The sequence below is a fragment of the Streptomyces sp. DH-12 genome, assembly GCF_002899455.1.
In the GTDB taxonomy this organism is placed as follows: domain Bacteria; phylum Actinomycetota; class Actinomycetes; order Streptomycetales; family Streptomycetaceae; genus Streptomyces.
The window spans coordinates 1-26,445 of the sequence record NZ_PPFB01000001.1 but is presented as its reverse complement, the minus strand read 5'-3'; the positions used below and the strand labels follow the sequence as shown (position 1 = coordinate 26,445).

At 69.9% G+C, this 26,445-nt stretch carries 25 protein-coding genes; 17 read left to right on the top strand and 8 right to left on the bottom strand.

All coding sequences use genetic code 11. From position 1 onward, the window contains the following. Positions 1-18: 18 nt before the first annotated feature. Together C1708_RS00115 and C1708_RS00110 are read left to right on the top strand one after the other, a co-directional pair. Positions 19-1,008 carry a ScbA/BarX family gamma-butyrolactone biosynthesis protein gene (locus tag C1708_RS00115; protein WP_106410729.1) on the top strand — a complete coding sequence of 330 codons (990 nt, stop codon included), beginning with the start codon at positions 19-21 and terminating at the stop codon, positions 1,006-1,008. 239 nt (positions 1,009-1,247) lie between these two features. Then, the gene (locus C1708_RS00110) at positions 1,248-1,898 is read left to right on the top strand and encodes a ScbR family autoregulator-binding transcription factor (protein WP_106410728.1); all 651 of its coding nucleotides are present in this window, start codon (positions 1,248-1,250) and stop codon (positions 1,896-1,898) included. A 31-nt stretch (positions 1,899-1,929) separates the two neighbouring features. On the opposite strand, the gene C1708_RS00105 is transcribed toward C1708_RS00110, so the two are convergent. The 5 genes from C1708_RS00105 to C1708_RS33870 form a co-directional block, all read right to left on the bottom strand. After that, on the bottom strand, positions 1,930-3,474 hold the full coding sequence (locus tag C1708_RS00105) for an FAD-dependent monooxygenase (protein ID WP_241911118.1): 1,545 nt from the start codon (positions 3,472-3,474) through the stop codon (positions 1,930-1,932). A gap of 420 nt (positions 3,475-3,894) precedes the next feature. Beyond that, positions 3,895-4,296 (bottom strand): DUF6009 family protein, encoded by a 402-nt coding sequence (locus tag C1708_RS00100; RefSeq protein ID WP_106410726.1) that lies wholly within the window; start codon positions 4,294-4,296, stop codon positions 3,895-3,897. Next, positions 4,293-5,819: a DNA primase family protein gene (locus C1708_RS00095; RefSeq protein ID WP_106410725.1), complete on the bottom strand. Its 1,527-nt coding sequence runs from the start codon at positions 5,817-5,819 to the stop codon at positions 4,293-4,295. Before C1708_RS00095 ends, C1708_RS00100 begins: the two co-directional genes overlap by 4 nt. After that, the gene (locus tag C1708_RS00090) at positions 5,816-6,931 is read right to left on the bottom strand and encodes a bifunctional DNA primase/polymerase (protein WP_106410724.1); all 1,116 of its coding nucleotides are present in this window, start codon (positions 6,929-6,931) and stop codon (positions 5,816-5,818) included. Before C1708_RS00090 ends, C1708_RS00095 begins: the two co-directional genes overlap by 4 nt. A 631-nt stretch (positions 6,932-7,562) precedes the next feature. Next, a complete protein-coding gene (locus C1708_RS33870) occupies positions 7,563-7,706 on the bottom strand; it encodes a hypothetical protein (RefSeq protein ID WP_157951202.1) in 144 nt (47 codons plus the stop codon). 99 nt (positions 7,707-7,805) lie between these two features. Here C1708_RS33870 and C1708_RS00085 point away from each other — a divergent pair, with 99 nt between their 5' ends. From C1708_RS00085 to C1708_RS00075, 3 genes are all read left to right on the top strand, one after another. After that, positions 7,806-8,081, top strand: a complete 276-nt coding sequence (locus C1708_RS00085) for a hypothetical protein (protein ID WP_106416068.1) — start codon at positions 7,806-7,808, stop codon at positions 8,079-8,081. Positions 8,082-8,546: 465 nt separating this feature from the next. After that, entirely contained in the window at positions 8,547-9,812 is a 1,266-nt protein-coding gene (locus C1708_RS00080) for a ParA family protein (protein ID WP_106416067.1), read from the top strand. Beyond that, positions 9,809-10,957, top strand: coding sequence for a ParB/RepB/Spo0J family partition protein (locus tag C1708_RS00075; RefSeq protein WP_106410723.1), 1,149 nt, complete (start codon positions 9,809-9,811; stop codon positions 10,955-10,957). Before C1708_RS00080 ends, C1708_RS00075 begins: the two co-directional genes overlap by 4 nt. A gap of 360 nt (positions 10,958-11,317) precedes the next feature. Here C1708_RS00075 and C1708_RS00070 read toward each other — a convergent pair whose 3' ends face one another. Then, positions 11,318-11,629: a cyclic nucleotide-binding domain-containing protein gene (locus tag C1708_RS00070; protein ID WP_106410722.1), complete on the bottom strand. Its 312-nt coding sequence runs from the start codon at positions 11,627-11,629 to the stop codon at positions 11,318-11,320. Further along, positions 11,626-12,078, bottom strand: a complete 453-nt coding sequence (locus C1708_RS00065; RefSeq protein ID WP_106416066.1) for a MarR family transcriptional regulator — start codon at positions 12,076-12,078, stop codon at positions 11,626-11,628. The genes C1708_RS00070 and C1708_RS00065 overlap by 4 nt, the downstream gene beginning before the upstream one ends. 1,186 nt (positions 12,079-13,264) lie before the next feature. Between C1708_RS00065 and C1708_RS00055 the strand changes: the two genes are divergently transcribed. Genes C1708_RS00055 through C1708_RS00015 form a run of 10 tightly spaced genes read left to right on the top strand, consistent with a single transcriptional unit; the run spans position 13,265 to position 23,478 of the window. Then, a complete protein-coding gene (locus C1708_RS00055) occupies positions 13,265-14,098 on the top strand; it encodes an AfsA-related hotdog domain-containing protein (RefSeq protein ID WP_157951200.1) in 834 nt (277 codons plus the stop codon). Continuing rightward, positions 14,095-14,724, top strand: a complete 630-nt coding sequence (locus tag C1708_RS00050; protein WP_106410720.1) for an isoprenylcysteine carboxylmethyltransferase family protein — start codon at positions 14,095-14,097, stop codon at positions 14,722-14,724. Before C1708_RS00055 ends, C1708_RS00050 begins: the two co-directional genes overlap by 4 nt. A 2-nt stretch (positions 14,725-14,726) precedes the next feature. After that, positions 14,727-15,227 (top strand): nitroreductase family protein, encoded by a 501-nt coding sequence (locus C1708_RS33670; protein WP_133169032.1) that lies wholly within the window; start codon positions 14,727-14,729, stop codon positions 15,225-15,227. Next, positions 15,224-17,926 carry a PEP/pyruvate-binding domain-containing protein gene (locus C1708_RS00045; RefSeq protein ID WP_198602349.1) on the top strand — a complete coding sequence of 901 codons (2,703 nt, stop codon included), beginning with the start codon at positions 15,224-15,226 and terminating at the stop codon, positions 17,924-17,926. Before C1708_RS33670 ends, C1708_RS00045 begins: the two co-directional genes overlap by 4 nt. 10 nt (positions 17,927-17,936) lie before the next feature. Continuing rightward, on the top strand, positions 17,937-19,115 hold the full coding sequence (locus tag C1708_RS00040) for a cytochrome P450 (RefSeq protein ID WP_106410718.1): 1,179 nt from the start codon (positions 17,937-17,939) through the stop codon (positions 19,113-19,115). A gap of 23 nt (positions 19,116-19,138) precedes the next feature. Continuing rightward, on the top strand, positions 19,139-19,549 hold the full coding sequence (locus tag C1708_RS00035; protein WP_106410717.1) for a nuclear transport factor 2 family protein: 411 nt from the start codon (positions 19,139-19,141) through the stop codon (positions 19,547-19,549). Next, complete coding sequence (locus tag C1708_RS00030; RefSeq protein ID WP_106410716.1) at positions 19,549-20,706, top strand: nucleotidyltransferase domain-containing protein; 1,158 nt, start codon at positions 19,549-19,551, stop codon at positions 20,704-20,706. Before C1708_RS00035 ends, C1708_RS00030 begins: the two co-directional genes overlap by 1 nt. Next, on the top strand, positions 20,703-21,341 hold the full coding sequence (locus tag C1708_RS00025; RefSeq protein WP_106410715.1) for a dTMP kinase: 639 nt from the start codon (positions 20,703-20,705) through the stop codon (positions 21,339-21,341). Before C1708_RS00030 ends, C1708_RS00025 begins: the two co-directional genes overlap by 4 nt. Then, positions 21,338-22,405: a ketoacyl-ACP synthase III family protein gene (locus C1708_RS00020; RefSeq protein WP_133169030.1), complete on the top strand. Its 1,068-nt coding sequence runs from the start codon at positions 21,338-21,340 to the stop codon at positions 22,403-22,405. The genes C1708_RS00025 and C1708_RS00020 overlap by 4 nt, the downstream gene beginning before the upstream one ends. A gap of 2 nt (positions 22,406-22,407) precedes the next feature. Then, positions 22,408-23,478 carry a 3-oxoacyl-ACP synthase III family protein gene (locus tag C1708_RS00015; RefSeq protein WP_106410713.1) on the top strand — a complete coding sequence of 357 codons (1,071 nt, stop codon included), beginning with the start codon at positions 22,408-22,410 and terminating at the stop codon, positions 23,476-23,478. A gap of 1,518 nt (positions 23,479-24,996) precedes the next feature. Here the strand turns inward: C1708_RS00015 and C1708_RS35995 are convergent. Continuing rightward, complete coding sequence (locus tag C1708_RS35995) at positions 24,997-25,143, bottom strand: DEAD/DEAH box helicase family protein (protein WP_391664182.1); 147 nt, start codon at positions 25,141-25,143, stop codon at positions 24,997-24,999. Positions 25,144-25,595: 452 nt separating this feature from the next. Here C1708_RS35995 and C1708_RS34610 point away from each other — a divergent pair, with 452 nt between their 5' ends. Together C1708_RS34610 and C1708_RS34605 are read left to right on the top strand one after the other, a co-directional pair. Then, positions 25,596-26,051 carry a thioredoxin domain-containing protein gene (locus tag C1708_RS34610; RefSeq protein WP_241911116.1) on the top strand — a complete coding sequence of 152 codons (456 nt, stop codon included), beginning with the start codon at positions 25,596-25,598 and terminating at the stop codon, positions 26,049-26,051. 42 nt (positions 26,052-26,093) lie between these two features. Continuing rightward, positions 26,094-26,354, top strand: a complete 261-nt coding sequence (locus C1708_RS34605; RefSeq protein ID WP_241911115.1) for a DsbA family protein — start codon at positions 26,094-26,096, stop codon at positions 26,352-26,354. Positions 26,355-26,445: the final 91 nt, after the last annotated feature.

Here is a 26,445-nt window from a genome sequence, read left to right as displayed (position 1 = left end):
CCACCAACCGGGGGAGTCATGTCCGCGCCCACCTTTCACGTGAACCACCCGCCCCGCGTCACGAAAGCCCCACCCGCTTCCGGAGCGGGAACCGGCACCCTCCTCGCCCGGCGCCCTCCGCAGCCACCGGGCTCCACCGTCCCGAAGGAGCTCGTCCACCGGCACAATCCCGCCGAGGTGATGCTCACCGGCTGGGACCGCAGAGGCGACGACAGCTTCGGCCTGACGGCCAGATGGCCCCGGCTTCACAGATTCTTCGCCGACGTGAACGGCTGCCATGACCCTTTGATCGCGGCAGAGACCATCCGCCAGGCGGGGAGTCTGCTCCTCCACGCCGAGTACGAGGTGCCGTTCGGCCACCAGTTCGTCATGTGGAACCTCTCGGTCTCCACCTTGCCGGGCCCGCTCGCCGTGCGGACCGCCCCGGCCGACATCGACCTCGCCGTGACCTGCCATGGCGTGAAACGACGCGGCAAAGCACTCCTCGGCCTGCACTACGAGGCCGTCCTGCGCCGCGACGGGGAGATGGTGGCTCACGGCGGCGCCGCCGTGAGCTGCGTCAGCCCCGCCGCCTACCGGCGGCTGCGGGCGCCCCAACTCGACGACGCCGGCCCGCCGCTGCCGCTGACCAGCCCCGTGGCGCCGCACGAGGTCGGCCGCACGTCACCGACCGACGTCGTCCTCTCCCCTGCCGGACGACGGGGCCACTGGCAGCTGAGAGTCGACACCCGTCACCCCGTCCTCTTCGAGCACCCGGTGGACCACGTGCCCGGGATGATGCTGCTGGAGGCGGCCCGGCAGGCCACGATCGCCACCCTCGGGTACACCGCGCCCCCGTCGGAAGTCACCGGCGAGTTCAGCCGCTACGCCGAACTGCACCGGCCCTGCTTCATCGAGGCGCACCGCCTCCCGAGGCGCGGCGCCGAGGAATCCGTCCTGGTCACCGGGGAACAGGACGGCGAGAGCGTGTTCCGTTCAGTCGTCACCCTGCCGCCGGCCGGGGACTGACCGCCCCTCACCCCCCGCACCGGCCCTCCTGGCGCGTCTTCGACCCCGCCTTCCCGACCACGGGAGCCGCGGGGTCGAAGGCATGCCATCACGCGCTCCACGGAACGCCTGCTCGGCGCAACCGTTTCGTAAGGATCTGAGAACCGAGACGGGCCAGAACGACGCCCCGACGAGTAAGATACGAACTCGGCGGTTTTTTTGGTGGGCCTCCGGGCTCAAGGACGACAGAGAAGACCACGATGGTGAAGCAGGAGCGAGCGGTCCGCACACGTAAGGCGATCCTTACGGCGGCCGCCAGGATCTTCGAGGAACGCGGCTACCGTGCGGCGACGATCAGCGAGATCCTGTCCGCGGCGGGGGTGACCAAGGGGGCTCTCTACTTCCACTTCTCCTCCAAGGAGGAGCTGGCCCAGGGAATCCTCCACGAGCAGGACCAGCAGCTCCCGATCCCCGACCGGGCCTGCAAGGTCCAGCAGGTCGTGGACACCGTACTGCTCCACGCCTACCGCCTCCAGCACGACCCGATGGTCCGGGCGGGAGTCCGGCTCTCGCTGGACCAGCAGGCGGGGGAGGTGGACCGCCGGGGCCCCTTCACGCACTGGGGGGACATCATCGGGGAACTCCTGGAGAAGGCCGAGGCCCAGGGCGAGCTCCTCCCCCACATCTCCGCCTCCGAGACGGCCGACGTCCTGGTGGCCTCCTTCGCCGGCATCCAGTCGATGTCCCAGGTCATGAGCGACTACGAGGACCTGCTGGACCGGGTGAACGCCCTGCTGCGCCACCTCCTCCCCAGCGCAATCCTCCCGTCGGTCCTGACGGCGGTGGACATCACCCCGGCCCACGCCAACGCCATAGCCGACGAACTGCGCATCTCCCCCGGACAGGAATGAGCCGGGAACCGAGCGGCACCGGCGAGCCGACTCAGCCGCCGCACAACTGCGCGGACGGTACCGGCACGGCACTGCCGAAATAGGCCGCCAGCACGTCGGCCAACTCGGCGCCGCCACACGGCGACCAGGCCACGTACCCGTCAGGGCGGACGAGCAGCGCCTCGCAGGGAATCTCGTCCGTCGGCTCGGCACGCACCACGCGCAGCACTCCGGACCAGCCCCGCGCCTGCTCGGCGTAGCCGCTCCCGCCGCTGCCGCCGAAGAGCAGCAGCAGTGGGCGCCCTCCGCACAGCAGGTCGATCACGTCGGTGCGACCGCCGTCGGTGGCCAGGCCCACGTTGGGCAGGAAGCCTCCCTCCCAGCAGGACGTGCTGCTCCCCTCGCCGCCCCCGTGGCGGGCGGGCAACACCGTGTCCTGCGCGCTGATCATGGAACTCAGGACGCTGCTCTCCCCTCCCCCGGACAGCAGCTCACCGAAGAGGTCGCGCAGCGGGTCGAGCGCGGGGTCGGGCCGCATCAGGGCGACCTGGGCACGCGTGTTGTCGATGACCCTCTGGGCCGCGGGGCGCCGCTCCTGGTCGTAGCTGTCGAGCAGTCCCTCCCCGGCGAGGCCGCGGACGGTGAGCGCGAGCTTCCAGCCCAGGTTCACGGCGTCGAGCAGGCCCGTGCTCAGCCCCTGGCCACCGATGGGGAAGTGCACGTGCGCGGCGTCGCCCGCCAGGAGGACGCGCCCCGACCGGTAGGAGTGCACCAGCCGGGAGTAGTCGCTGAACCTGCTCAACCACCGGGGCGTCTCCATCGCGATGTCCCGGCCCGCGATCCAGGACACCCGGCTCCGCAGCTCCTCCAGAGTGGGCTCCCGGTGCCGCCCGCCCTGCGGATCCGCCCAGTGCAGGGCCCGCAGCCGTGTCCGTCCTCCCGGCACCTGCTTGGCGACGATCCAGCCGCGCGGCGTCCGGTGCCACCCCTGCCCGAGGTCCCCGCCGTCGGCCAGGCTGACGTCGCCGGCCAGAGCGGAGGCGGTCGCGGGGAACACCGACGAGGTGAACTCCGACTGCGCGCGCACCGTGCTGCGCGCACCGTCCGCACCGACCAGGTACTCCCCCCGGCAGACCACATCGCCTCCCGGACCCCGTGCCGTGATCCGTACGCCGTCCGGACCCTGGCAGGCCTCTGTGACCTCGTGGCCTCTGAGGATGCGCGCACCGGCCGCCAGCGCGCGCTGCTCGACGAGCCGTTCCAATTCGTCCTGGGGGCACTTGAGGACCGGAGCGGGTTCGGCGGCCGGGACCTTGATGGCCAGGCCGGGGATCCCGGCGAAGTGGAAGGGCGCGCTCGCCGCGGCGGCGGTGGCGCCGCGGGATCCGGAGGTCACCAGCCCGCCGAGATGGCCGCGCCGGACCAGCGACTGCACCGTGCGGGCGTGCAGGGTCGTCGCCTTGGGTCTGCGTGAGATGCGGGTTCTGGACTCGACGACCAGGGTGCTCACCCCGTACGACGCCAGTTCCGAGGCGACGACCATACCGACCGGTCCCCCGCCGACGACCACTACCTGCGCCCGTACACAATTCGTCATCACGGATCTCCCCCTCATGGGCCACAGCCCACTGCCTTCGCCCTCAGCCGCACGGACGATGCTGGGGCGGTCTCGTCGGGGACGGCCCGGCGCACACGCCGAACGGGGGCGGCGGTGTCAGCGCACGGGAGGAGACGGTGAGAAGAACCAGGGAACGGGACCCCGCGCGTGGCGGCCGGTACGGGCGCCGGGCGCCCTTCCCGGTACCGGCGCGCGCCTGCCCGACGACGCCGTGCCCGAGGTGCGTACACAACACGGCAGCACGGCGATTCCCCTTCCGGACGGAGCCCCCGCACGTGCTCGGCGAGCTGGTCCTCTCCCGCATCCCCCATTGGGGTAAAATAATACCGGTTGGACGGTTCTTTGCAATGGGGGCGACCTCTGAGAAGGAGCACTGCCGACGTCACCGGGACGGCCCCGTCAGAGGGGCAGAGCCGGTCCCACGCCCCGTCCGGGAGCCGACGACCGACCACCCTCCGAGCGTTCCGTCTTCCGCCCCTTGCCGCCCGGCTCCAGCGTGCGCGGGTCGACCCCCTCAGCGGGCGTTCCCGTCGCGTACAGCCCGTCCGGGGCGGTGTCGCGATCGTGGGGAAGCAGCCAGAAGACCCGCCGCCGGAAGGTGCCCGAGGAGCGGGAGGGCTTGGCCCCCGGCCCCAGCACCGCGTAACCGATCATGCGGCCGTCGCGGTGATAGGCGGGCCGTCCCCGGCGGTTCGGCAGCCTGTCCAGGCTCTGGCGCACGTAGTCGAGACGGCCGACATCCTCGAGCCACACGAGTTCGGCCTCGTGAACGATCTCGTCCTCGTCGATGAGGGCGCTCATGCTGTCTCCTCGTCAGCGACCAGTCCGATGCCTGGGTAGTACTTGCGCTGGTTGGACAGGATCATCTCCTTCGGAGACGCCAGTCCGACCGTCTCCCGGATCCGCGCCGCGAAGGCGCGTGAGGAGATGGGCGGGGCTCCCTCATTCTGGCACCAGTCCTTGTAGGCCGCGTAGAGCTGTGCCTGCTCGGCCCTGAGGCCGACCCCGATCCGGCAGGACTCACCGAGGAAGCGCCCCGTGTGGTCCTCGATCTCGGCGTAGGCGGTGGTGGCGATACGGACCCGCTCGGGGCCCGCGAGATCCTTCTCGCCGTTCAGGTACCGGCCCGCGCCCACGATCAGCCAGTACAGGATGCCGGGCCCCTCCTCCGTCACGAGGATGTCCGCCAGATTGTCGATCTTGCGGTCGTAGGCGACGACCCGCTCGAACGGGACGAGCCGCATCCGCCGCCAGAACGCGAATCCACCGGTACCCACCTCCGGCCGGTGGTTGCCCAGGAGCCACAGCTTGTGGGTCGGTTCGAAACTGAAGAAGTCCTGGCGCATCCTGCGGGCCTTGATCCGGTCCCCGCCCGTCAGCAGTTTCACCCGGGCCTCGTCGAAACAGTCCCCCGGCTTCACCTCACTGCACACGACGACCCGGCGGCCGTGGAGTTCCGCGAGGTCGGTGGGGTGTCCTTCGTAGGGCCGGGCCATCAGGAACCCGGGCGGAGCGGCGTCGGCATAGTCGCCGAGCAGTTTCATCAGCACGTCCAGCAGGACGGACTTGCCGTTCCTGCCGGAGCCGAAGAGGAACGGCATGACCTGCCCGCCCACGTCCCCGGTCACCGAGTAACCCAGCAACAGGTGCAGGAAATCGATCATCTCCGCGCCCTCCTGGTCCTCACCGAAGGTGTCGGTGAGGAACCGGTGCCAGCGCGGCGTGAGCATCGGCTCGGGGGCGACCGTGGTGGAACGCGAGTGGAAGTCCTTGTCGGGGTCCGGTGTCCTGATCAGTCCCGTACGCAGGTCCACCACCCCCTCGGGGGTGCACAGGGCGTACGGATCGGCGTCCAGCAGAGCCGCGTTGAGGACCATGCCGGGCGCCGTCCGGGCCTGCGTGAGCATTGCGTTCAGGCCGCTGGTGCTCAGAGCCCGTCGACGGTGCAGCTGGAGCGCCGAACTGGTGAACACTCCGCGCGGATCGGTCGTCGCGAGCGATTCCGCCAGGTCACCAGCGGCCCACAGCACGGTGTCGTCCTCATCGACCTGCCAGCGGGTGTTGTCCCACCGGAACCAGCCGAGGCCCGGTACGTGCCGATAGTCATTGGCGTAGAGCCTGACGAACAGCTTGGCGTTGCCACGGTCGCTGAGCGTGTCCGGCAGCAGCCCGGCAGCGGTCACCCCTCCCTGGGCGCCGGCCCCGCCCACAGGCGACGGTCCGTGGACGAACGTCAGCGGGTCGGGCTCCGCCACGGAATGGGCGAGGATCTGCCGGGCCACGCCCTGCGCGTCGAAAAGACCCTCCTGGCGGTCGGGCGTCATCTACGTCCTCCCGGGATGAGTGGGCGTCGCCGCCCCGCGTCCAGACCACCGCGGATGACGGCGCCGTAGCGGCGCTCCTGCCCGGGGCGGGCCTGCTCGGCCACCTGTCGCAACAACCGCTCCGCCTCGGCGGGTCCGAGCCGGCCCGCGGCGACGAGACCACCGGCCGTGTACGCGGCCCGGTTCAGCTTCTCGGAGAACGCGGCTCCTTCGGGTACGGCGGCGCAGGCGGCGACCTCCGCGAGCACGCGGGCCAGGGCCCGGTGCGCTGCTCCACGGCCGCCACCGCCGGCGGCGAGGACCGCCTGCCGGGCGCGCGGCGGCACCGACCGGGGTGCGGCACCTGCCGCCGGCGGCAGGTGCCCGGTCCGGTCGAGCTCGCGCGCGAGCCAGACGGGCAGCGGCGCGACCTCACGGACGGTTCCGACGGGCGCGTACGGGCCGGCCTCGGTCACGGTCCCCGGGGCGACGATGTATCCGCCGTGTGCCCGTACGTCGACCTGCCAGGCCAGCGCGCGGCCGCCGCCGGACCCCGTGGAGCACTGCCACCGGTGCCCGTGCTGGGCCCGGTACCACACGTGCAGCCCCCCGGACGGTGTGCGCACACGCAGGGTCGTGTCGTCGTCGGCCGGGCTGACGGCGCCCCGCAGCGCGGCCAGCACGCCGATCGTATGGAACCCGGTGGCGAGCCCGGTCAGGTCGACGCCGTCGGGGATCCCTATCCCGGGCAGCAGCCGGTCACGGCCGGGTGGCAGCGCCTCGTGGGCGTCGATGTCGACGACGACCAGTCCGGCCGGACCGCAGGCCACTCCGACACCGAGGCCCGGGTGGTCGCCCCACCACTGCTCGATCCTGGCGGGATCCAGCGTGGCGGCACGGAACCCGTGACACCAGCGACCCGCGACACGACAGCCGCACTCCCGGTGACTGTGTCCGGACGCCCGGCAGGCCGCGCAGTTGCCCGCCGGCGTCTTGCGACCAGGGGCCAGGGGATGAACGGGCCACCCCCGTCCGGCGCACCATCGAGCGGTCGCCAGCGACCGAGAAGCATCTGGTGGGCGAACACCGGAAGGCCTTGAGTCGCTGTGTAAAAACCGCAGCTCAGAAGCCATGCGCATCCCCCAACAGCGACCCAAGCGACCCAACGACTCAAACAGACTAGCGAAACGGAGGTGGCTGAAGGAGATGTGTGAGCAACTGAAACGGAACCCGGCAGTGCGGATGCCGCCGGCACAGGGAACAGTGCAGCGACCGGAGCCGCTTCGGTCGCTGTCTCAACATCCGGAAGAACATGCAGTTCAGGGCCTTGCGAAACCCAGAACAGCGACTGAAGCGACTCAAGTTCCCCCTATATGACTCACGCGGGCACATGAAGGGAAGCCTCCCGCCGCTCCATATATCCGCACCTCGAGTCGCTTGGGTCGCTGATGCATCCCGGAACAGGTTCTGACCTGCCGCTTCACCGGAACGGAGGGGAGCGACCGACACCTTGGCGCGTCGCTGCCCCTCAGTAGCCGCCGCAACCGCACGGCCCACGACGACATCCGAGCCGCCGTCACCGCAGCTACTGAGCGACCGAAGCGACTCGAGGATTCCTTGAGCGGATACCGAGTGAGTCGCTCAGACCGGGGTCCCGTCCGGTGCGACGCGGATGCCGCGGTTGCGCGCCGGCCGGTCGGTGCGCCGGAAACGCATCTCGAGGGCGCTGGTGTGCAGCAGCGCGGCAAGACCGGTGACTGTCACTCACAGGTGCGGCAGGACGCCGAAAGCGCCGCCGAGCTCGGCCACCGAGCTCGCTCGGCGGCCGCGGGAGAGCCCGGCGACGAGGATGTGCACCACGCCGGTGCCAGGAGTGATCACCACCACTCCGACGGAGCCACTGCCCAAGGCTCCTGTCGGCGTGGGGAGGAGGGACGTCGTAGCGGTCGTCGGCGAGCTTCGCTTCGCCAGCTCCACGAGGAGGCCGAGAACCCAGGTGTGGAGCGCGTGCCACCGGCACCGTCTCCTGGCTCCGGTGGCGGGCGGCTCCTGGAGCACCGGGACCGTCTGGTCCCGGACGAGGGCGCCGAGTCCTGGCTGGACGAGGCCGCGGAAGTCCTCCCCCACTGCGGTACGCCCACTCAGATGGCCGGTCCGTGCCGCTCCTTGGACGCCGCGGTCCGCGCTCTGGGCAAGTGGGAGCAGCCCACTGCCCGGCCGGCGACGACCAGTGACGAGGCACGCCCGACATGGCCCGCAGCGGTCGAGTTCCTGGCCCGGTGACCACGGCGGTCACGCGCCTCTCACGATCGGCGCGCAGGCTCCTGGCCGGGGGAGGAGGCGGAGGATGTCCACCGCCGAGCCACGCACGACAGGGCCGACAGGTGATTACGGCGTAATCACCCGCGCTGCGGGGGTGGTCTCATCGCCGGGAGAGAACACGCGGTTGGTGTAGGCCGCGACGAGCTGTTCACGGGACTGACGTGCCCGCGCCTACGCCTGGTGCCCCAGCACCCGGCCCACGGCCGGGCGGCATGCGGAAACCCCGTTCGAGCTCTCCCCCCGGGCGCCGACACCGCACGCTCGCTGAGGACGGTGATTACGCCGTAACCACCGCCGGGCGCATGGCCGGTCGGCGTGCGTGGTGATTACGCCGTAATCACGTCGACGGTCACCGACGTACATCAACTTGGACTAACTAACGTGTCGATGCCTCCGCAGATCATGAACGTTAGTATGGTGTCCTACATGAGTTCGCCTGCCACCTCCAGCGACCGCGAGAAGGTCGTCTCCAAACTGCCGGGATGGCTCCGGCAGAACCTCAAAGTCAGGACCGCTCAGCACGGCATCGAGATCCAGGCCGCTGTAGAAGAAGGCATCAGCGCCTGGTGCAACCTGGCTTCCGCCACAGCGACGGTCGACACCGCCGGTGCCGATTCCTTCGCCACCTTCCTGCCCCCCGGCCAATGGGAAACGTTCCGGCGGATCGCCGCCGACCGACGTGTCTCACTCATCCAGGGCCTCGCCCAGTCCGTCCAGTTGTGGCTCGACACCCACCCGGCCCCGGACATCGAGCGGCCCTCCGTCACCCGCCGGATCGTCGTCTGCAATCAGAAGGGCGGCGTCGGCAAGACCGCCGTCACCGCAGGCCTGGGCGAAGCTCTGGCAGAGGATTCCAACACCCTGCACCCCGTCCGCGTCGCCAAGGCCCTCACCAAGGCACTGCGCGCGAGCGAAGCCCACGCAGACGAAGCCGAGCCGGACGACGACCCACTCGACATCGAGAACCTCCCCGGCCCCGGACTGCGTGTGCTCCTCGTCGACTTCGACCCACAGTGCCACCTCACCAACCAGCTCGGCGCCGCGCCCCTCCCCATGAACGGCGACAGCCTCACCAACCACATGGCAGGCGACCCCAAGGGCGACCTACGCGACCTCGTCGTCTCCATCGACGACGACACCTTCGACGGCCGGCTCCACCTGCTGCCCGCCTGCAACGACGCGTTCCTGCTCGACGTGCGCCTCTCCGCCGTACGCGCCCGGGAAGCCGCGCTGGAGCGGGCCCTCGCTCCGCTCGAGGCCGATTACGACGTAATCATCGTGGACTGCCCGCCCAGCCTCGGCCTGAGCATGGATGCCGCCGTCTACTACGGCCGCCGTCGCGACGGAGAAAACCCCGGACAGTCCGGAGCCCTGATCGTCGTCCAGGCCGAGGACAGCTCCGCCGACGCGTACGAACTGCTCACCACGCAGATCGACGACCTCCGCAACGACCTCCAGGTCGACATCGACTACCTCGGCATCGTCGTGAACCTGTACGACTCCCGCCGCGGCTTCATCGCCACCTCCTCCCTCCAGGGATGGGTGGACATAAAGGATCCGCGGGTCGTCGGACTCATCGGAGACCTCAAGGAACAGAAGGAAGCCGTCCGAGTGAAGCGTCCCTTGCTGTCCTACGCGCCCAAGTCGCAGCAGGCAGTCGGTATGCGCGCGCTTGCCAGGGAGGTCTTGTGAGCAAGGCCGATCAGCTCGGTGCCGGCCGATTCGGCGGGGGAGTCCGCTCCGTCAGCGCGCGCCGTCAGGCCGTCGCCGCCGCAACCGGCGTACCCACCGAAGGCGTTGCGCCACCGGCAGAACTCCCCGTCCACCGCATCAGCCTCAACCCGGACAACCCCCGCTCCGCACTCGGAGACCTCACCGACCTTGCGGGCAGCCTGAAAACCCACGGTCAGAAGCAGGCGATCACGGTCATGAACCGCGACGCCTACGTCAAAGCCAACCCGGACCGTGAAGCCGACCTCGAACCGGACACCACCCACGTCGTCATCGACGGCAGCAGTCGCCTCGCTGCCGCACGCGAAGCCGCCCTCCCCACCATCAAGGTGATGGTCAGTGACGACCAGGGCACCACCTCCGAGGAGCTCCTCGAGTCCGCCCTCGTCGCCAACATCCACCGCCAAGACCTCCAAGAGCTCGACGAGGCCCGCGCCCTCCAACGCCTCCTGGCCATCCATGGAAGCCAGAGAGCCCTCGCCAAGCGCCTTCACCGCTCCCAGGGCTGGGTGTCCCAGCGCCTCGCCCTGCTCAACCTCACTCCCGAGCTGCAAGCGCGCATCGGCGAGGAACCCATCGACCTGCTGCGGGCTGTCGGCAACAAACCCGCGGACCAGCAGGAAGCAGCTCTGCGGGAACTGAAAGCGGAGAAAGCCCGCAAGGAAGAGAAATCACGGATCCCGTCGAACACCGGGACACAACCGACGACCGGCACGGCCGCAAGCCCAGAGGACGACCACGACGGTGATTACGACGTAATCACCGATCCCGTGAGCGACACAGCACCGCGCGAGCACGAAGCGGCGGAACCAGCCACGGCACCGGAGGAACCAGCCGTGGCAGGGCATCGCACGGCCCCCGAGCCGGCAGCCGTGGAGCACGAGCCGCCCGCCACGGAAACAGGGAAGGACACGCCCTCCGTTCCGGTGCAGGCCACCGCCACTACGACGGCGGTCGACATGGGGGAGCAGCCGAAGCGGTTCCCCTACGAGGACGGCGTGTACGCGGCGCAGCACCTGATCCACAAGATGCCGCCCGAGGAGTTCGACAAAATGCTGGACCTGCTCATCAAGCACAGGGACAGCCGGACCGTCCGCACCGGCTGAGCCCTGCCGCAGCCGGCGGCCGGCCTGGCCGGACAGCCAACACAGCACAGGGCCGGTCCCTCCTCCGAGGGGCCGGCCCTGTCCGCTCCCCGCCTCAGTCAGGATCGGCGAGGACAGCCCGAGTACCGCCCCGACGCCAGACGACGCACCGGGAAAGGTCTTGGACCGCTCTCGCTCCGTTCTGCCGATGATGCCCGGCGTTCCTGGAGGGCGAGCACCGTCTGGTTCGCCGCCGGTGACAGTGCGGTGATGTACCGCGGGCGGAAGACAGCGGCTCATGTACGTGAGGTCAATGAGCACCGCTCTCGGGGCCGGTGCTCATTGACCTCACGTACATGAGTTCCTGCGTGGTGCACTGGCTCACGTTGCACGACGGAGGGGGACGACGACGTCTTCGCCGGTGCACTTCGAGCTGAGGCGGTAGTAGCTGATGTGAGCGAGGCGCTCGGACTCCTCGAGCCATCCGGCTTCGATGACCTGGCGTCGGGTCCGGGAGAAGACGGTGGGCGACATGCCGACGAGTTCGGCGAGCTTGGCACCGGTTTCGATGACGGCACCGGCGCGGTCGGTGGGGTGCATGGCGTACAACATGATGACCAGGCGCTGGTTGGCAGTCATGCCGGCGGTGCGCTGGAGGACGTCAAGGAGTTTGTGCTTGTCGTCGTTGTTCACTGGGCCTCCCACCGCGTTGGGATCGAGTTGTCGAAGCCGGGGATGTCTGGCGGATTGCACGTTTTGATCGCTTCTCGCTGTTCGATCCCTGTTCCGTGGAAAGCAATGTACGGGCTGATGCGGTACAGCCTGTAGTTGCCGATACGTCCACGCTCAATCAGGATGCGCCGTTTGAGGAGATTTCGGTTGATCTTGCCGACGGCGTCGGCGGTCATCCCGACCTTTTTGGCGATGTCTGCGCCGGTCGCCCGGAGGGGCGCCATGCCTTGTGGGGAGACTCCGATCCACCACAGCACCATGTACTTCTGGCTGGGGGTGAACTCTTTGCTCTCTGTGATCGCTTTGATCCGGGCCTTGTCCACTTGGATGTGCTCGCCCGAGAAGGCGTAAGGCGCGTATGGGATGGCCTCGCCGGTGTCGGCATCGACCAATCTGCGTACTGCCCCCAACTGGCCCTCCCGAGCGGACATTGCCTCAACGTCGATGAGCGACGGCCCTGAGGCCGACCAGATGAACTTAGCGTACATGAGCGAGAAGTTCATCAAGTACGCCTCCAGAGCGTGTCGCTCGACCATGCGTCGATCGCCGGAGGGCCGTGTCCTGCGCCTGTGTCCGCTCCACTCATGTACGTGAGGTCAATCTGGTCGGATCCTTCGATCGTGGTCCCAGTTCCTAGGATCTGGGCACTCCGTTCCGCGGAACTGCCTACTCATGTCTGAGGAACGTGGTGCACGATGCTCAGAACTGCCTGCCAGATCGTCAGAACCGGGTAGGTATAGGTGTTTTCGCAGGTCAAGCAGGTCTTGGGCGCGGCGCCCTCTCCTACAGGAACACCACCTGGTCCGTGCGGTACGTCGGGCAGGTTCCGCATACGACGTACCGGCCATGCGACGTGACACGCATCCCTGCAAGGGATGCTTCCTGCTCCACCGCACGACTCGACCGATCGCGACGAACTGACCTCCCACCGCCTGCCTCAGCCGACGAAAGCCCGCCACGATGCGCGTGCAGGCGACGACTTGGCCGTCACGTGTGCCTCGATCAGCCCTGACGGGCATCAGCCACGCCAATTCCTTGTCCTGGCCGTCAGTTCTGACCAGGGTTCGACTACTGCTCCCGCAAGGGGCCCCGGCCTGAGGCCGACCTCCTGGGAGCAAGCGAGGAGACCTTCTGCCGGGGCGGGCACTGCAGGGGAGGATCGCCTGGAAGCCGCCTTTCCCGGTCAGAGCGCCTGCCCTCGGCTTTCCACCGAGCAGCCACGACGCTTCCGTCTGAGCAGGTGGCACTGGTGAAGATCACGGCAGAAGGAGCCGTGGAGGAACTTGCTGCGCCGTTGACTGACGCGCAGCGGGCGCGGATCGAGCCGTTACGTCCGGACCGGCACGCAGTGGGCGCACCCGCCGGAGAAATGCGGCAACTGGCGGGATGCCTACAACCGGCTGCGGATGCGGGCCGTCGATGGCACCTGGGAGCGGGTGTTCACCGCTCGCCCTGCCTCCGGAGGGACTCCACCGGCACTGCACTGTCGTTGGAGGACCGGACAGTCATGATCCTCAGGCACGTCGGCGGCAGCCAACCGTCCATCGCACGTGGTCCCCCCTGCTGCTACGGCCCTACCTCTGGAAGGACTTCACCATGACCGCAGTGTTGAGCGAGACGCCGAATCGGCTCACCGAACTCGTGGTCGACCTGACGGACACCTTCTTCTTCGACCATGCGCTTGACCACATTCCGGGGATGCTGCTGTTCAATGCCCTGCTTGACGCGGCGTGGCAGTCCGAGGCCGACAGTGCCGAGGCTGCCGGAGTCTCACCGCCCGGTCTCGCCGGACGGCTTCGTGCGGACGTCCGGTTCACCAAGATCTGCGAGCTCGACCTGCCCACCACCCTCGGGGTCGCGGCCGGGGGAGACAGCTGGCGGGCCGCCGCCACGCAGAGCGACCACGTGGTCTGCACAGCCGACTTCGACTTCGTCCACGCTGCCCCGCAGGTCTACTCGCTCGGCCAGATCGTCGGCACCGAACCGGCGGTCGCCGACCTCGTCCACCGGCACCGCGACGCGAACATCCTGGTGGGCCGCACCCACCGGGACGCGGACGGTCTGTGCCAGGCCCTCCTGCTGTCCGCACCGGCCGGCCACCCGCTGCACTCGACCGACCCCGACTACCGCACGCCCGTCGAGATCGTCGAGGCCGCCCGGCAGTTCGTGATCTCGCTGGAGCACACGGAGTACGGCATCGCGATCGACACCCAGATGCTGTGGCTGTCGGTGGTCATGGACATCCCGCTGCGCATCCCGCGCAGCGTCCCGATCACCCTCCGCCACACCCACCGGGAGGGCGAGGGACGGCGGGCGACGTGCGGGATGACGCTGGTCGAAGCAGTCACCGGGGCCGAACTCGGCACCCTGACCTTCAGCTTGTGCAACCTGTCCCCGTCCCGCTACGCCCAAATGCGAGGCGCGTCATGAACACCCGGGTTCTGCTGCTGGCCGCCCCGCGTGCGCTGTTCCTGGTCGGCCTGGTCCTTCCGCTGGCCGGGATCGTCAGGTTCGCGGGCCGCGACGCCGTCGCGGTCGCGCTGTTCGTGACGTACCTCGCCTGGCTGGTCTTCGAAACACGCGTGACCTTCCGGCACGACAGAGGCGTGCCGGCCGAGTCGAGCACCCTGCTGCCGTACGCGCTCGCGCGGCTGGCCGTGCTCGGCGGCGCCGCCTTCGGTCCGATGCCCTGGCTCGGCGGGTCCGGTCTGCTCGCCGTCCCGGTGGTGGTCTTCGCCCTCGGAGTCGTCGGCCGGCAGGCCGCGATCACCACCCTGGGGCGGTTCTACTCGCACCACGTCGTGCGGCGGGACGGACACAGCGTGGTGAGCCACGGCCTCTACCGGTTCGTACGGCATCCCGCGTACACCGGGATGCTGTTGGCGAACCTGGGCTTCACCGCGTACTTCCTCAACCCGTTCAGCGTCGTGGCACTGGTCCTGCTGTTCGGCGCGGTCGTCCGGCGCATCCTCGTGGAGGAGCGAGTGCTGTGGACGGTCCCGGAGTACCCGGCCTATGCGACCGGCCGGGCCAGGCTGCTGCCGAGGGTGTGGTGACGATGGACGCCGCAGCGGCGCCGACCACCACCCGTACCGTGCGGCGGCGCCTCGGCCTGGACCGGCCGGTGGCCCCCGATGTCGTGCGCGACTGCGTCCGGACGGCGCAGCAGGCGCCGAATGGAGGCGACCGGGAAGCGGGTTCATGGGTCGGCATCACCGACGAGGTGCTGCGGGAGAAGACCGGCGCCGTGTACCGGGCCGCCTTCACGGCCCGTCACCGCGACGCCGACGGTGGCAGCCGGCTCGTCCGCAGCGCGCGACACCTGGCGGAGAACACGGGTCGCGCACCGGTGCGCGTACTGCCTCGCGTACGGGTGCCCGGCGGCCGCCCGCGGGCGGGCAGCCAGGCGAGCCCGTGGGGTCCGGTCCCGTCGGCGGACGCCCGTCAAGGTGTGCTGATTCCCACCCCGTTCCCGCTGGGCGACGGATCCCGGCCGGCCCGCTGCCGCCCCCTCGACGACGTGCTCCACCTCAACGCATGGACGGAGACCAGTCCGTGACGACCAGTGCGCTGCTTCCGACGGCTGTCACATCCGACTTCACCCCCCTTCGGGTCGGACACAAATTCGCCCGCCTCGAAGAGCTGCGGCGTGCCGGGTTCCCCGTCCCCGGGTTCTTCTGCCTGCCCGTCGACGAGTTCGACCGGGCGCTGGAGGCGGTGGGCGGGGACCTGCCCGACGACCGCCCGGACCCGGCCGCGTGGTGCGCCGCCGCGGCGCGGTCGCTGGAATCGGCGGAGCCGGCCGGTGCGCTGGCCGCACGCGTGCTGGCCGAGTTCGACGAGCGGATCGGCGCGGGGAACCTCGCCGCCGTCCGGGCCTGCGTGGTCCCCGACGTCGACGGCGTGGGCGAGGACACGGCGGACGACCCGTTCGCCGGAATGAGCGAAAGCTTTCTCTACGTGCCGCGTACCGAGGTGCTCTCCGCCGTGGCGCGCTGCTGGGCCTCGGCGTTCAAACCGGAGGCCGTCCAGTACCGGCTGCTCAAGGGCATCGACCCGACCAGGGCCCGGATCGCCGTCGGGATCCAGCGCATGGCCCTCGGCACGCGCTCCTTCGTCGCTTTCACCCGGGACCCGCGCGACGGCGGCGAACGGTGCGTCATCGCGGCGGCGCACGGCATCGGCGAGGGCGTCGTCCAGGAGAAGGCCGACATCGACCACTTCTTCGTCGACCCCGCTACCGGGCGGGTCCGCACCCAGGCGGTGAAGAAACGGTGGATGATCGGCCCGCCGCCACAGCCGCTCCAGCCCGTGCCGGACCGGCTGGCCGACGAACCGGTGCTGACCGAACAGCAGGCGCGTGAGGTCGCGGCCCTCGCCCAGCGGGTCGAGACCCACTTCGGCACGCCGCAGGACATCGAGGGCACGTTCACCCCGGACGGCGCCGTGCACCTGGTGCAGGCCCGGCCGATGGTGATCGCGCCTCCCGAGAGCCCGCGGCCGGTCTACTGGGGAAACCACAACATCACGGAGAGCTACCCGGGCATCTCGAGCGCTCTGACGTACTCCCAGGCCCGGATCTTCTATCAGAAGGCCTTCACGGACCTCTACCGGCGCATGGGGGTGCGGGAGCGGAAGATACGGGCCGACGGCCACCGGCTGGCCAGGATGATCGGCCACCTCGACGGGCGCGTGTACTACCGGCTGAACGACTGGCAGGTCCTGCACGGCAGGCTCCCCGCGTTCGATCTCGTGCGCACCGAGTGGGAACAGGCCATGGGGATCACCGGTGCTGCACGCGCCCCGGGCGGCCGGTCGAGATTGCGGATCGTGGCGAACCTCCCGCTCTTCCTGTGGCACGCGGCGGGCCATCGGCGTGCGTCCAAGCGGTTCTTCCGCTGGTGGGACCAGCTCATGACCGAGGTCTACGCGACCGATCGGGCCACCGTGGAGGACCTGATCGCCCGATACCACCGCGTGTGGGAGGAGACCGGCAGGCACTGGGGCGTCACGCTGTCGAACGGCCTGTACATGGGCCTGGCCATCCGTGCGGGCAAGGCGTTGCTGCAACGCTGGGCCGGCGCGGGCCCCGACCTGTTCGTCGGACTGCTGTGCGGGGGACGGGAGAACCGGTCCTTGGCCGCGGCGCGCGCCGCCATCGCCCTCGCCGAGCAGGCGTCGGCGCTCCCGGAACTGCGCGAGCGGCTGTTGGCCCCGTACACCGAGGACAGCGACCGGCAGCTCTGGGACGACATCGCAGCGGGACGTCACGGCACGGAACTGGCCGGAGCCGTCCGGGCCTACCTGGAGCGCTACGGCGACCGTGCTCTGCACGACCTCAAGCTTGACGAGGCCACGCCCCGTCAGCGGCCTTCGATGCTCGTCGGAGTGCTGCGGCCGTTCGTCCGGCAGGGCACCACGGTCGCCGGTAACCGCGCGGCCGAGCACGAGCAGGCCGAGCAGGCCCGCCGGCAGCTTCGCCGGGCGTGCCGCAACCCGCTGCGACGAGCCGTCCTGCACGCCCTGCTGGGTGTCGCACGGTGGGGTATCCGGATGCGCGAGGACGCCCGGTTCTGCCGGACACAACTGTTCGGGATCACCCGGGACGTGATGTGGCGGCTGGGCGCGGAACTGACCGCGGCGGGTGTGCTGGCCGACCCGCACGACGTCGTCGACCTGACGGTCGAGGAGGTCGTCGGCGCGTTCGACGGCACCGTGCCCGGACCTCCGCTGGCGTCGCTGGCCGCACTGCGCCGGACCGAGCGGGAGCGTCAGGCGACGGCGGCGCCTCACCCGACCCTGATGTCCGTGCCGGGCGACGGGCCGCTGACGACCGCGCTGCGCGCGGCCGTGCCGGTGGGCGACAGCGCTGCTGAAGACGGCTCGGGGCTCCTGCGCGGACTCGGGTCCAGCGGCGGCCGCGTGCGAGGTCGCGCGCTGGTGGTGCTCGACCCGTCCGTCGCTCCCGACGACTGCCGGGACCGGATCCTGATCGCCCGTGAGACCGACCCGGGCTGGCTGCCCCTGATGATCGCGGCCTCGGGGCTGGTCGTCGAACGCGGCACCCTGCTGTCCCACACGGCCATCACCGGCCGGCTGCTCGGCGTGCCCACCGTGGTCGCTGTGCCGAAGGCGACCACCCGCATCCCGGACGGGGCGTGGATCGAACTGGACGGCGGCGAGGGCACCGTCCGCCTCCTGGCCGAACCGCCCGGCGCCGACGCCGACGCCCACTCCCACGCACCCACCGCGAATTGAAGAGGACGACATGAAACTCCCGTTCGAAGCGCGGCCCGGGGTCGCGCTCGATCCCGGCCATCTCAAGGTGCTGCGCGAGAGGCCGCTCATCCCGGTGGACCTGCCGGGCGACCACAAGGCGCTGCTCGTGACCCGCCACGCCGACGTGCGCACCGTGCTGTCGGACGACCGCTTCAGCCGTGAGGCGTGGCACAACGGACCCCTCTTCGCCCGACGCAGCGAGGCGCTGGCGCTGGTGACCAGCGACGCCCCGAGACACACCCGTCGGCGCAGGGCAGTGCAGAGCTGGTTCACCCACCGGCAGGCCGCGGCCGCGCGACCCGGGATCGAACGGCTGGCGGAGAACCTGATCGACGGCATGGAGAAGACCGGATCACCCACCGACCTGGTGGCCGGGTTCACCACGCCGCTCGCCTACGGCGTGATCTGCGACATGCTCGGGGTCCCGGCGGACACGGAGCTGTTCCTGCCCTGGGTCAACGCGATGATGTCGGCCGGGAGGTGCACGAAGGAGGAGGTGGACGCCGCTCACACCCACATGTACGCCTACTTCGAGGCACAGCTCACCGAGCGGCGCGAGGCCATGTCCGCCGGCACTCCGGGGGACGACATCCTCACGGCACTGCTTCAGGCCGGTGAGCTCTCCGACGTGGAGATCTCCACCTTCGGGCTGGGCCTGATGGTGGCCGGAGGGGAGACGACGACCAACTTCCTCTCCTGCTGCGTCATGGAGATCCTCGCCCGGCCGGACCTGGTCGCCGCACTGCGTGAGGACCCCTCCGGGACACCTGGTGCGGTGGAGGAGTGCCTGCGCTGGGTGTGGTTCAACGGTACCGGCGGACAGCCGCACGTGGTCGTCGAGGAGGCCGATCTCGCTGGTGTCCGGTTGTGTCCCGGGCAGGTGGTGGTCCCGTCGACCGATGCCGCTAACCGGGACCCTTCGGTGTTCGAGAGCGCTGATGAGTTCCGTACGGACCGTGTGGCCAACCCGCAGCTGGGTTTCGGATACGGCCGGCACATGTGTCTGGGCGCCGCGCATGCCCGTGTCGAGGCGGAGGTCGCCATCGCTGCGCTGCTCCGGCGGTTCGCGGACCTGAGAGTCGCTGTCGAGGCGGACCGGCTCGCCTGGCGGGACGGAATGTTCATCCGCGGGGTCTGGTCGCTTCCCGTGGCCTGGGGCCCGCGGTGAGCGCGCCGTACACGGAGCGGCCCGTGGATGCCTGGATCGCGGCGTTCGAGTCCGGCTGGCGCGGCCGCGACCCGGAGGGGATCGCCGCGCTGTTCACCGAGGACGCCTGGTACCGGCAAGGCCCCTTCAGCGAGCCGCACGTGGGCCGGGAGGCGATACGCGAGCACTGGACCGGGACGCTCCGACGCCAGCGCGACCCGGACATCTGGTTCGCTGAACCGGTCGTGGCCGGTGACCGCGTCGCGTTGGAGTGGTGGTGCGTGCTGCACGACCCGGACACCGGCGCGGCCCGTACGGCAGCAGGGTGTCTGTTCCTCTCCTTCGCCCCGGACGGCCGGTGCCGGGGACTGCACGAGTACTGGCACGCCCGGCCGGACGGGGCGTGCGAGCCGCACGCCACGTGGCCGCGCCGGCCCACGCGAAAGGAATCCTGATGACCACCACCGACTCCGTGCTGTCCTGGGCCGTGCCGGACATGCGGTTCTCGCCCGAGCAGATCGCCGCGGCCGAAGGGGTCGTCGCCGGCCGGCTCGGCGGCCCGGAACGGGTCCGGCTGGCGGTGCTCGGCGGCAGCTTCGCCGTCGGCCTCGGGCACGGCACCTCCGACGTCGACCTCTACGTGGTCGGTGAGGGCCTGCCCGACAGCGAGGTCGTGATCGAGTACGGCCCGGTGCCCGTGCACGTCAACCCGGTGCCCGCTGAGCGCGTGCGCGCCCTGCTCGAGCTGGCCTGCGAGTACCGGGTCACCGGCGCCGACCGCGCGCAGATCGGGATGGAGGTGAAAGCCCTCAACGCGCTGATCCGGATCGTCACCGGCGTGCCGCTGCACGTGGGGCCGGAGTGGCGCGAACCGTTCGGAGCCTTCAGTTTCGACGTCGTGCGTCAGATCAACCTGGTGCGTAACGGCAACATCTCCTCGGCCATGGCGGAGGACGCGTACGGGGCCCTGAAGTGCGGCGACCTGCTGACGGCCGCGACCGCGTCGGCCCTGGCGCTTGAGTACGCCTGCGAGGCGGTACTGGCCGCCGCGGGCGATGTGTACTTCGGTCCGAAGTTCCACTACCGGCGGCTGGCCCGCACCGCGACGACCGCGCCGTGGCTGGACCATGTCTGGCGGCTCAACCACCGCGTCCTGCACCCGGACTCCGGCGCGGACGAGCAGACGGTCAGAGCCGTGACCGAGCAGCGCCTGTGGGCCGCCGGGACGCTGATGGCCCACGGTGTCGTCGAGGGCTGGGACAAGCCGCTGGCAGAGTTGCCGGAGCCGTCCGTGCCGCAGGGCGACGGTGCGCGACGCTCGGCCTATTTCACCCCGCTGCGCTTCACCGACGGCTGGGCGCTGGTCGGCCCCGACGAGGGTTACCGGGTCTCCGAAGCCGTGGTCCGGCTCTGGCGGGCCCTTGACGGGCGTCCGTTGTCCCGGCTCGCGCCCCAGGACGTGCCCGCGGACATCACGGACGTCGAGGCGGCGGTGGCGAGCCTGGCCGCGTACGGGGCGGTGCGGGGGTCTGCGGCCGCGGGCACACCCGATCCGCAGATCATCAGGCCGGAACCGGAGTTCAGCTGTCACCCGAAGGTGGCCGCCCCGTGATCGTCGCGATAGTCGGCGCCGACGGCGCCGGGAAGACGACGGTGACCCGCGCCGTTGCGGAGGCGCTGGGCGGATCCGCCACCGTCGCCGACCGCTGGGACATCATCGACAACCCCGAGTATCCGTTCGCCGACTTCATCAAGCCCGACGAACGCCGTGTCCGTACCTGCGCGGTCCGGATGGCACCGAAGTCCCGTGTGATGTTCCTCCTGTGGGCGGCCGTGGCATCCGTCACGGACCGCCAGTCCCCCCCGGACCCCGCGGAGGTGCTGCTGCTCGACGGCTACTGGATGAAACACGCCGCCGGGGAGATCGCGTACGGGATGGAACCGCCGTGGGTGGAGGCGGTGGGCGCGGGGCTGCCGCCCGCCGACATCGTCGTGTATCTGCGCTCGGACCCCGAGACGGCCTGGGAGCGCATGGGCGAGCGCGCGGTGCCCTACGAGTGCGGCCTGGACATGAGCTGCTCGAAAGAGAGCTTCCTGAGCCACCAGCAGAAGATCCACGAGGTCCTGGACACCTGGGCGGACCGGTTCGGCTGGACGGTGGTCGACGCCCACGGGGCCTTCCCCGTGGTCGTCGACACGGTCCTGGAACACGTGCGCGCGCATGAGCACGAGAAGGCGGCAGCGTGAAGGTCGAAGGAATGCACATCGCCGGCACCGGCGCCTACCTCCCGCCCTCGATGCCCGCCGAACGCGCGGTGGAACTCGGCCTGTACGACCGGCAGGCGTGGCAGGCCAGCGGCTGGACCGGTGCCGCGGTCGCCGGTGACATGCCGGCGCCGGAGATGGCGGTGCTGGCCGCGCGCCGGGCCCTGGCCTGCTCCGGCCACCGCACCGACGAGATCGACGCGTTGTTCCACGCGTACGGATTCCACCAGGGGGCGGTCATCTGGCCGCCCCAGCACTACGTACAGCAAAGGACCATCGGCGGCCAGGCCCCGGCGTTCGCCGTCTACCAAGCCTGCAACGGGATGCTCGGCGCCATGGAACTCGCCGTGGGCTACCTCCAGAGTGTGGAACGTACTGCGGTGTTGATCACTGGTGCGGATAACTTCGGTGTACCGACGATCGATCGTTGGAGTTACGCCTCGGGTCCGTTCAAGACCAATCGTGGGACGATCCTGGGGGACGGCGGGGCCGCGTTGGTGCTCTCCCGCCGGCCCGGTGTCGCGGAGCTGCTGGCTCTGAACTCGGCCTCGCTGCCCGATCTGGAGGAGATGTACCGCGGGGACCTGCCGCTGTTCCCGCCCGAGGCGTCGCTGGGCCGGCAGATCCATGTGGGCGCCCGTATCGCCGAGTACGCCGCACGCGAGCCGCGGAAGCTGACCGAGGCGAAGAACCGGCTGGCCAGGATGCGGACGGTGCTCGGCGAGCGGACCCTGGCCGACGCCGGTGTCGAGCCCGGACAGATCACACGGGTCACGCATGTCTTCTGCGGCGGGCCCGAGTACGTACGCAGTGTGCTGGGCCCGCTCGGTATCGATCCGGACAAGGGAATGCTGGAACTCGGCCGTGACCTCGGCCATCTGGGCACCGCCGATCACGTGCTCTCGCTCGACCATCTGCTGCGCACCGGGCAGGTGGGCCCCGGTGACCACGTCCTGATGGCGAGCAACGGCGCCTCGTTCGTGACGTGCGCGCTGTTCAGGATCACCGCTGTTCTCGGGGAGCACGACACACACGAAGGGAAGTGACCATGCACGTCACCGCGTCCGGCACCGCACACTCCTCGCACAGCGGTACGGCACTGCTCGAGGCGCCCCGGCCCGGGGAGGGCACGGGCCTGACCCACCCGGTGGGCATCATGGGTACCGGGCTCTACCTGCCCGAACGAGTGGTGAGCAACACCGAACTCGTACGTACGCTCGACACCACCGACGAGTGGATCACCACGCGCACCGGGATCCAGGAACGCCGGTACCTGGCGGAGGGCCAGGTCACCTCCGACATGGCGATCGCGGCGGCGCACCAAGCCCTGGAACGCAGCGGAGTCCCGGCCTGTGCGATCGACGCCGTGATCGTCGCCACCTTCACTCCCGACCAGCCGCTTCCCGGAACGGCCCTGACGGTGATGCACGCCATCGGCGCCCGGTCGGCCCTCCCGCTGGACCTCACGCAAGTCGGTTGCGCCGGCGCGGTCCACGGGATCTTCACCGCGGCACACCTGCTCCAGAACCAGCACTTCCGAAACGTTCTCGTCATCGGCGCGGACGCCGGATCCCGCGCGGTCGGCCCGGCCGACCGGACCCTGCGCCCGTTCCTGGGCGATGCCGCGGGCGCGGTGGTCCTCGGGCGGACCGAGCCCGGGTACGGGATCGTGGCCTGGCACACCGATACCGAGCCCGCGCCGGACGTGCAGATCCGTGCGGGCGGGACCCGCATGCCGACCACCGGCGCCACGGTGGCGGCCGGTGAGCACTACCTGAAGATGGACGGGAAGGCGGTGTGGCGGATGGCCACCGACAAGCTTCCCGCCACGATCCTGGAGACCGCGCGCCGAGCCGGCACGGAGGTGACCGACATCGAGCACTTCGCCGTCCACCAGGCCAACCTCAACATTCTCCGCGAGACGGCGCGAGTGCTCGGCATCGAGCCCGGGCGCATACCGCTCACGGTTCCCTTCCTCGGCAACACGGCAGCGGCGAGCCCGTTCACCGTGCTGCACGAGGTCATGGAAAACCGTGTCGCGCACGGCGACCGGATGATCCTGGCCTCGATCGGACCCGGCTACGTCTGGGGGTCCATCTGCTTTCGGCATCACGTGTGAGCGGGAGCGGGCGGGGCGGTGTCAGCGAGACGGACGGCGCCGCAGGGGAAGCCGCCGGCAGTTCCTCGTGCCGGTCTTCTTCCGTCTGATCACGGCTGCCGCGCAAAGACCGACCGTCTCTGACGCGGCCGCTGGACGTGACGATGAACGACCCAGCACACGGTCAGGCCGGGAAACCTCGTGGGCGCCGTCGCGTCGTCCCCCGCGGACGCGCAGGCGGCAAAACCCGTGCAGCCAGGCGATGGTGGGCCGCGGCGACGTAGCGGAAGACACCCGGGCCGGTGCCGCGAGGCTCGTCTCCTTTCGCGACCCTCGGGACGGGTCCACCGGGCGACGGGTCCCGCGGCACCGGAGCAGGCGACGACACAGGCCGCGGCCCTAACCGCGGCCGCCCGGCACCCTCTTGCACGGTGAGCGTTCCCCTCCCGCCTCGGCCGGCGTCCTCGCGGACAGGGGACCGGAGCCGCTGCTTTGGGACGAGCCGACGAACGACCTGGACGACCTGGACGACCTGGACGACCTGGACGGCCGTTCAGCGGCTGCAGACGCGCCTGCAATCCCACCCCGGCACAGCGCTCGCACCCACCCGCGACCACGTCTTTCCGCAGCGCCCGGCCACCACGGCCCTGAAGGCCGAGCCGGCAAGAACCACACGCCACGGCAACGGCCATGCCGGCCACCGCACGGTGAGGGCGGCGCAGCGCCGTCACCGGCTCCAGGAACACAAGAAGCGGCGGGCCGAGCCGGCCCGCAACAAACCACCGGCCACCGCTTCCGCCGTCCGCCTCGGCACCGCGGGCACGCAAAGCACCGCCGGCCCACTGCGGCCACGGCGGCTCCGCGGCGGCCGCGGCCGGGCACACGGTGCGATGGCCCGCATCCGCAACGCCCGTGAGCAGGATGAGCGGCTGACGGCGAACCCGCAGGCGCCGCCACCGGCCCCGCCGGCCCACCCGCGCCAGGACGAGACACCGTGGCCTTCCGCGCCTGACAGTGGCCAAGGCGCCTCGTCCCGGACCGTGCGGGCTCCATCGACGCACACAGATACCCCGGCTCACCCCCGTCCTCCTCCGGGCGGCGAAGGCGCGCTCGCGCAAGGGAGAGCTGCCGCAACGCTCAGCGCCGCCGCGTGAACCTGACCCGATCGGCCTCGAAACCCGCCGAACCCCTGCCGCCAGGGAGCGCAGACCCTCCCGGTCGATGGCCTCCGAGAGGGTCAAAGTGAACGCCCTGCTTCCGAAAGGGCCCTCGGGATCGTCTTCCATGCTCGCGACCAGCTCACCCGGCGCGCGCCCTCGGCATCCTTCTTCCGCTGCCACAGCCGGGGCGTGGCAGTCATGCACAGGCCGCGGCGCAGGGAGGGGACCTTCTGACTGTCGTGGACAACCGCCCACGGCTTCCTGATCCGGCCCGAAACCCGGTGGGCCTCGTCCGCGACGATCGGACCCCAAGCCGCCAGACCCGCAGCGTGCCCAGGCCGAGGCTGACGTAGCTCGCCCCGCAGCGAGAACACCCCGATCACCGGCCCCCGGCAGCCCCCTCACACCACACGGTCTCGGTCTGCGCCAGGAGACCGAGCGAGGGCACGAGCACCAGCACACGCCCCGCCTGGAGTTTTTCCGCGCTGCGGACCGCCACCCTCGTCTTCCCTGACCCGATCGCCATGATCACCTGAGTGCGGAGCCCGCACTCGGGCACAAGCGATCTTGCAGAAAGCTCGAGGGCACGGAGGACCGCGCCAAGCCGATCGGACCGGTGTGAGGCTGACATACCCGTCTGCCTTCTCCTTGGTGCCGCTGGTCCGCCCCCGCGGCGGAAAGCAGTAAACGTGCACGTAGATGAGCCAGAACGGCTTCACCCGCTGATGTGATCACCCGAGTACCGCTCTGCCTTCAAGAAGAACACGTATGAACTCGATATCCCTGTGGACCCATCCAGGACGGTGCGAGCCGACCCCAGAGTCTATCCGCTATCAAAAATGAAGCAGACACGCTGGGCGCCCCCGTCCTGCGATCCAGCACCGACGAAGGGAAACCAAGGATCCACCATGTGATCGAATACGCATGCGCTCCCCGACAAGACCATCTAAGGTCTTGCCAGTCCAGGGAGGGGATCCGATGACAAGACACCGCAACCGCACAGCCGCCGCCATGACGGCAGGTGCGCTAGGGCTGATGCTGACCGGGTGCGGCGAACAGACACCGACGAGCACCCAGGGAAGCAAAATCCCGCCCTACGCGGATGCGGAACAGCTGCCAGAGCAGCTGGCCCCCGACGGCACGACGATCGTGGTGGGGGACCCCGCCGCGCCGCCCAAGGTCCGGGTGTATGAGGACCCGCGGTGCCCGGTGGTGGAAGAGTTCGAAAACCTCGGCGGCGCCTCAGCCCTCCGGGAGATGACGGTCGACCGTGAGACCAAAACGGAGTACACCTTCGCCTCGTTCCGCGATGACCGTCTGGGAGGAGACGGTTCGAAGCGCGCTGTCAACGCATTGCGGGCCGCGTTGGAGGCCGACAAGTTCGTGGAGTACCACGAAGTGCTGTTCCAGAACCAGATCGAGGTCGAGAGCTGAGGCGGCTTCACCACCAGCACTCTGCTCGACCTTGCCGACGAGGTGAACGGCCTGCGCAGTGACAGCTTCGACCATGCCGTCAAAACGATGAAGTACGAAACTTTCGTCAAGGACTCCCAAAAAGCGTATGACGGCGCCAACGGTGACGAGCCTCTGGGCCCGGGAACGCCCACAGTTGTCATCAACGACAAGCAAGTACCCGAGGAAATTTTCGGATTGCTCTTCGAGGAAGATCTCTTCAGAGAGCTCTTGACGTCAGCCCACCGATCCCCCGGCTGGTGGAAGGCTTACCAACCGACCTGAACCAACGCCAAGTCACCCTAATACCCCACCCTGTCCAACCCTCTCGCCGCCCAGGCCAAAAGCCCGTTGACGGCACCGCGCAGCGGGGCCG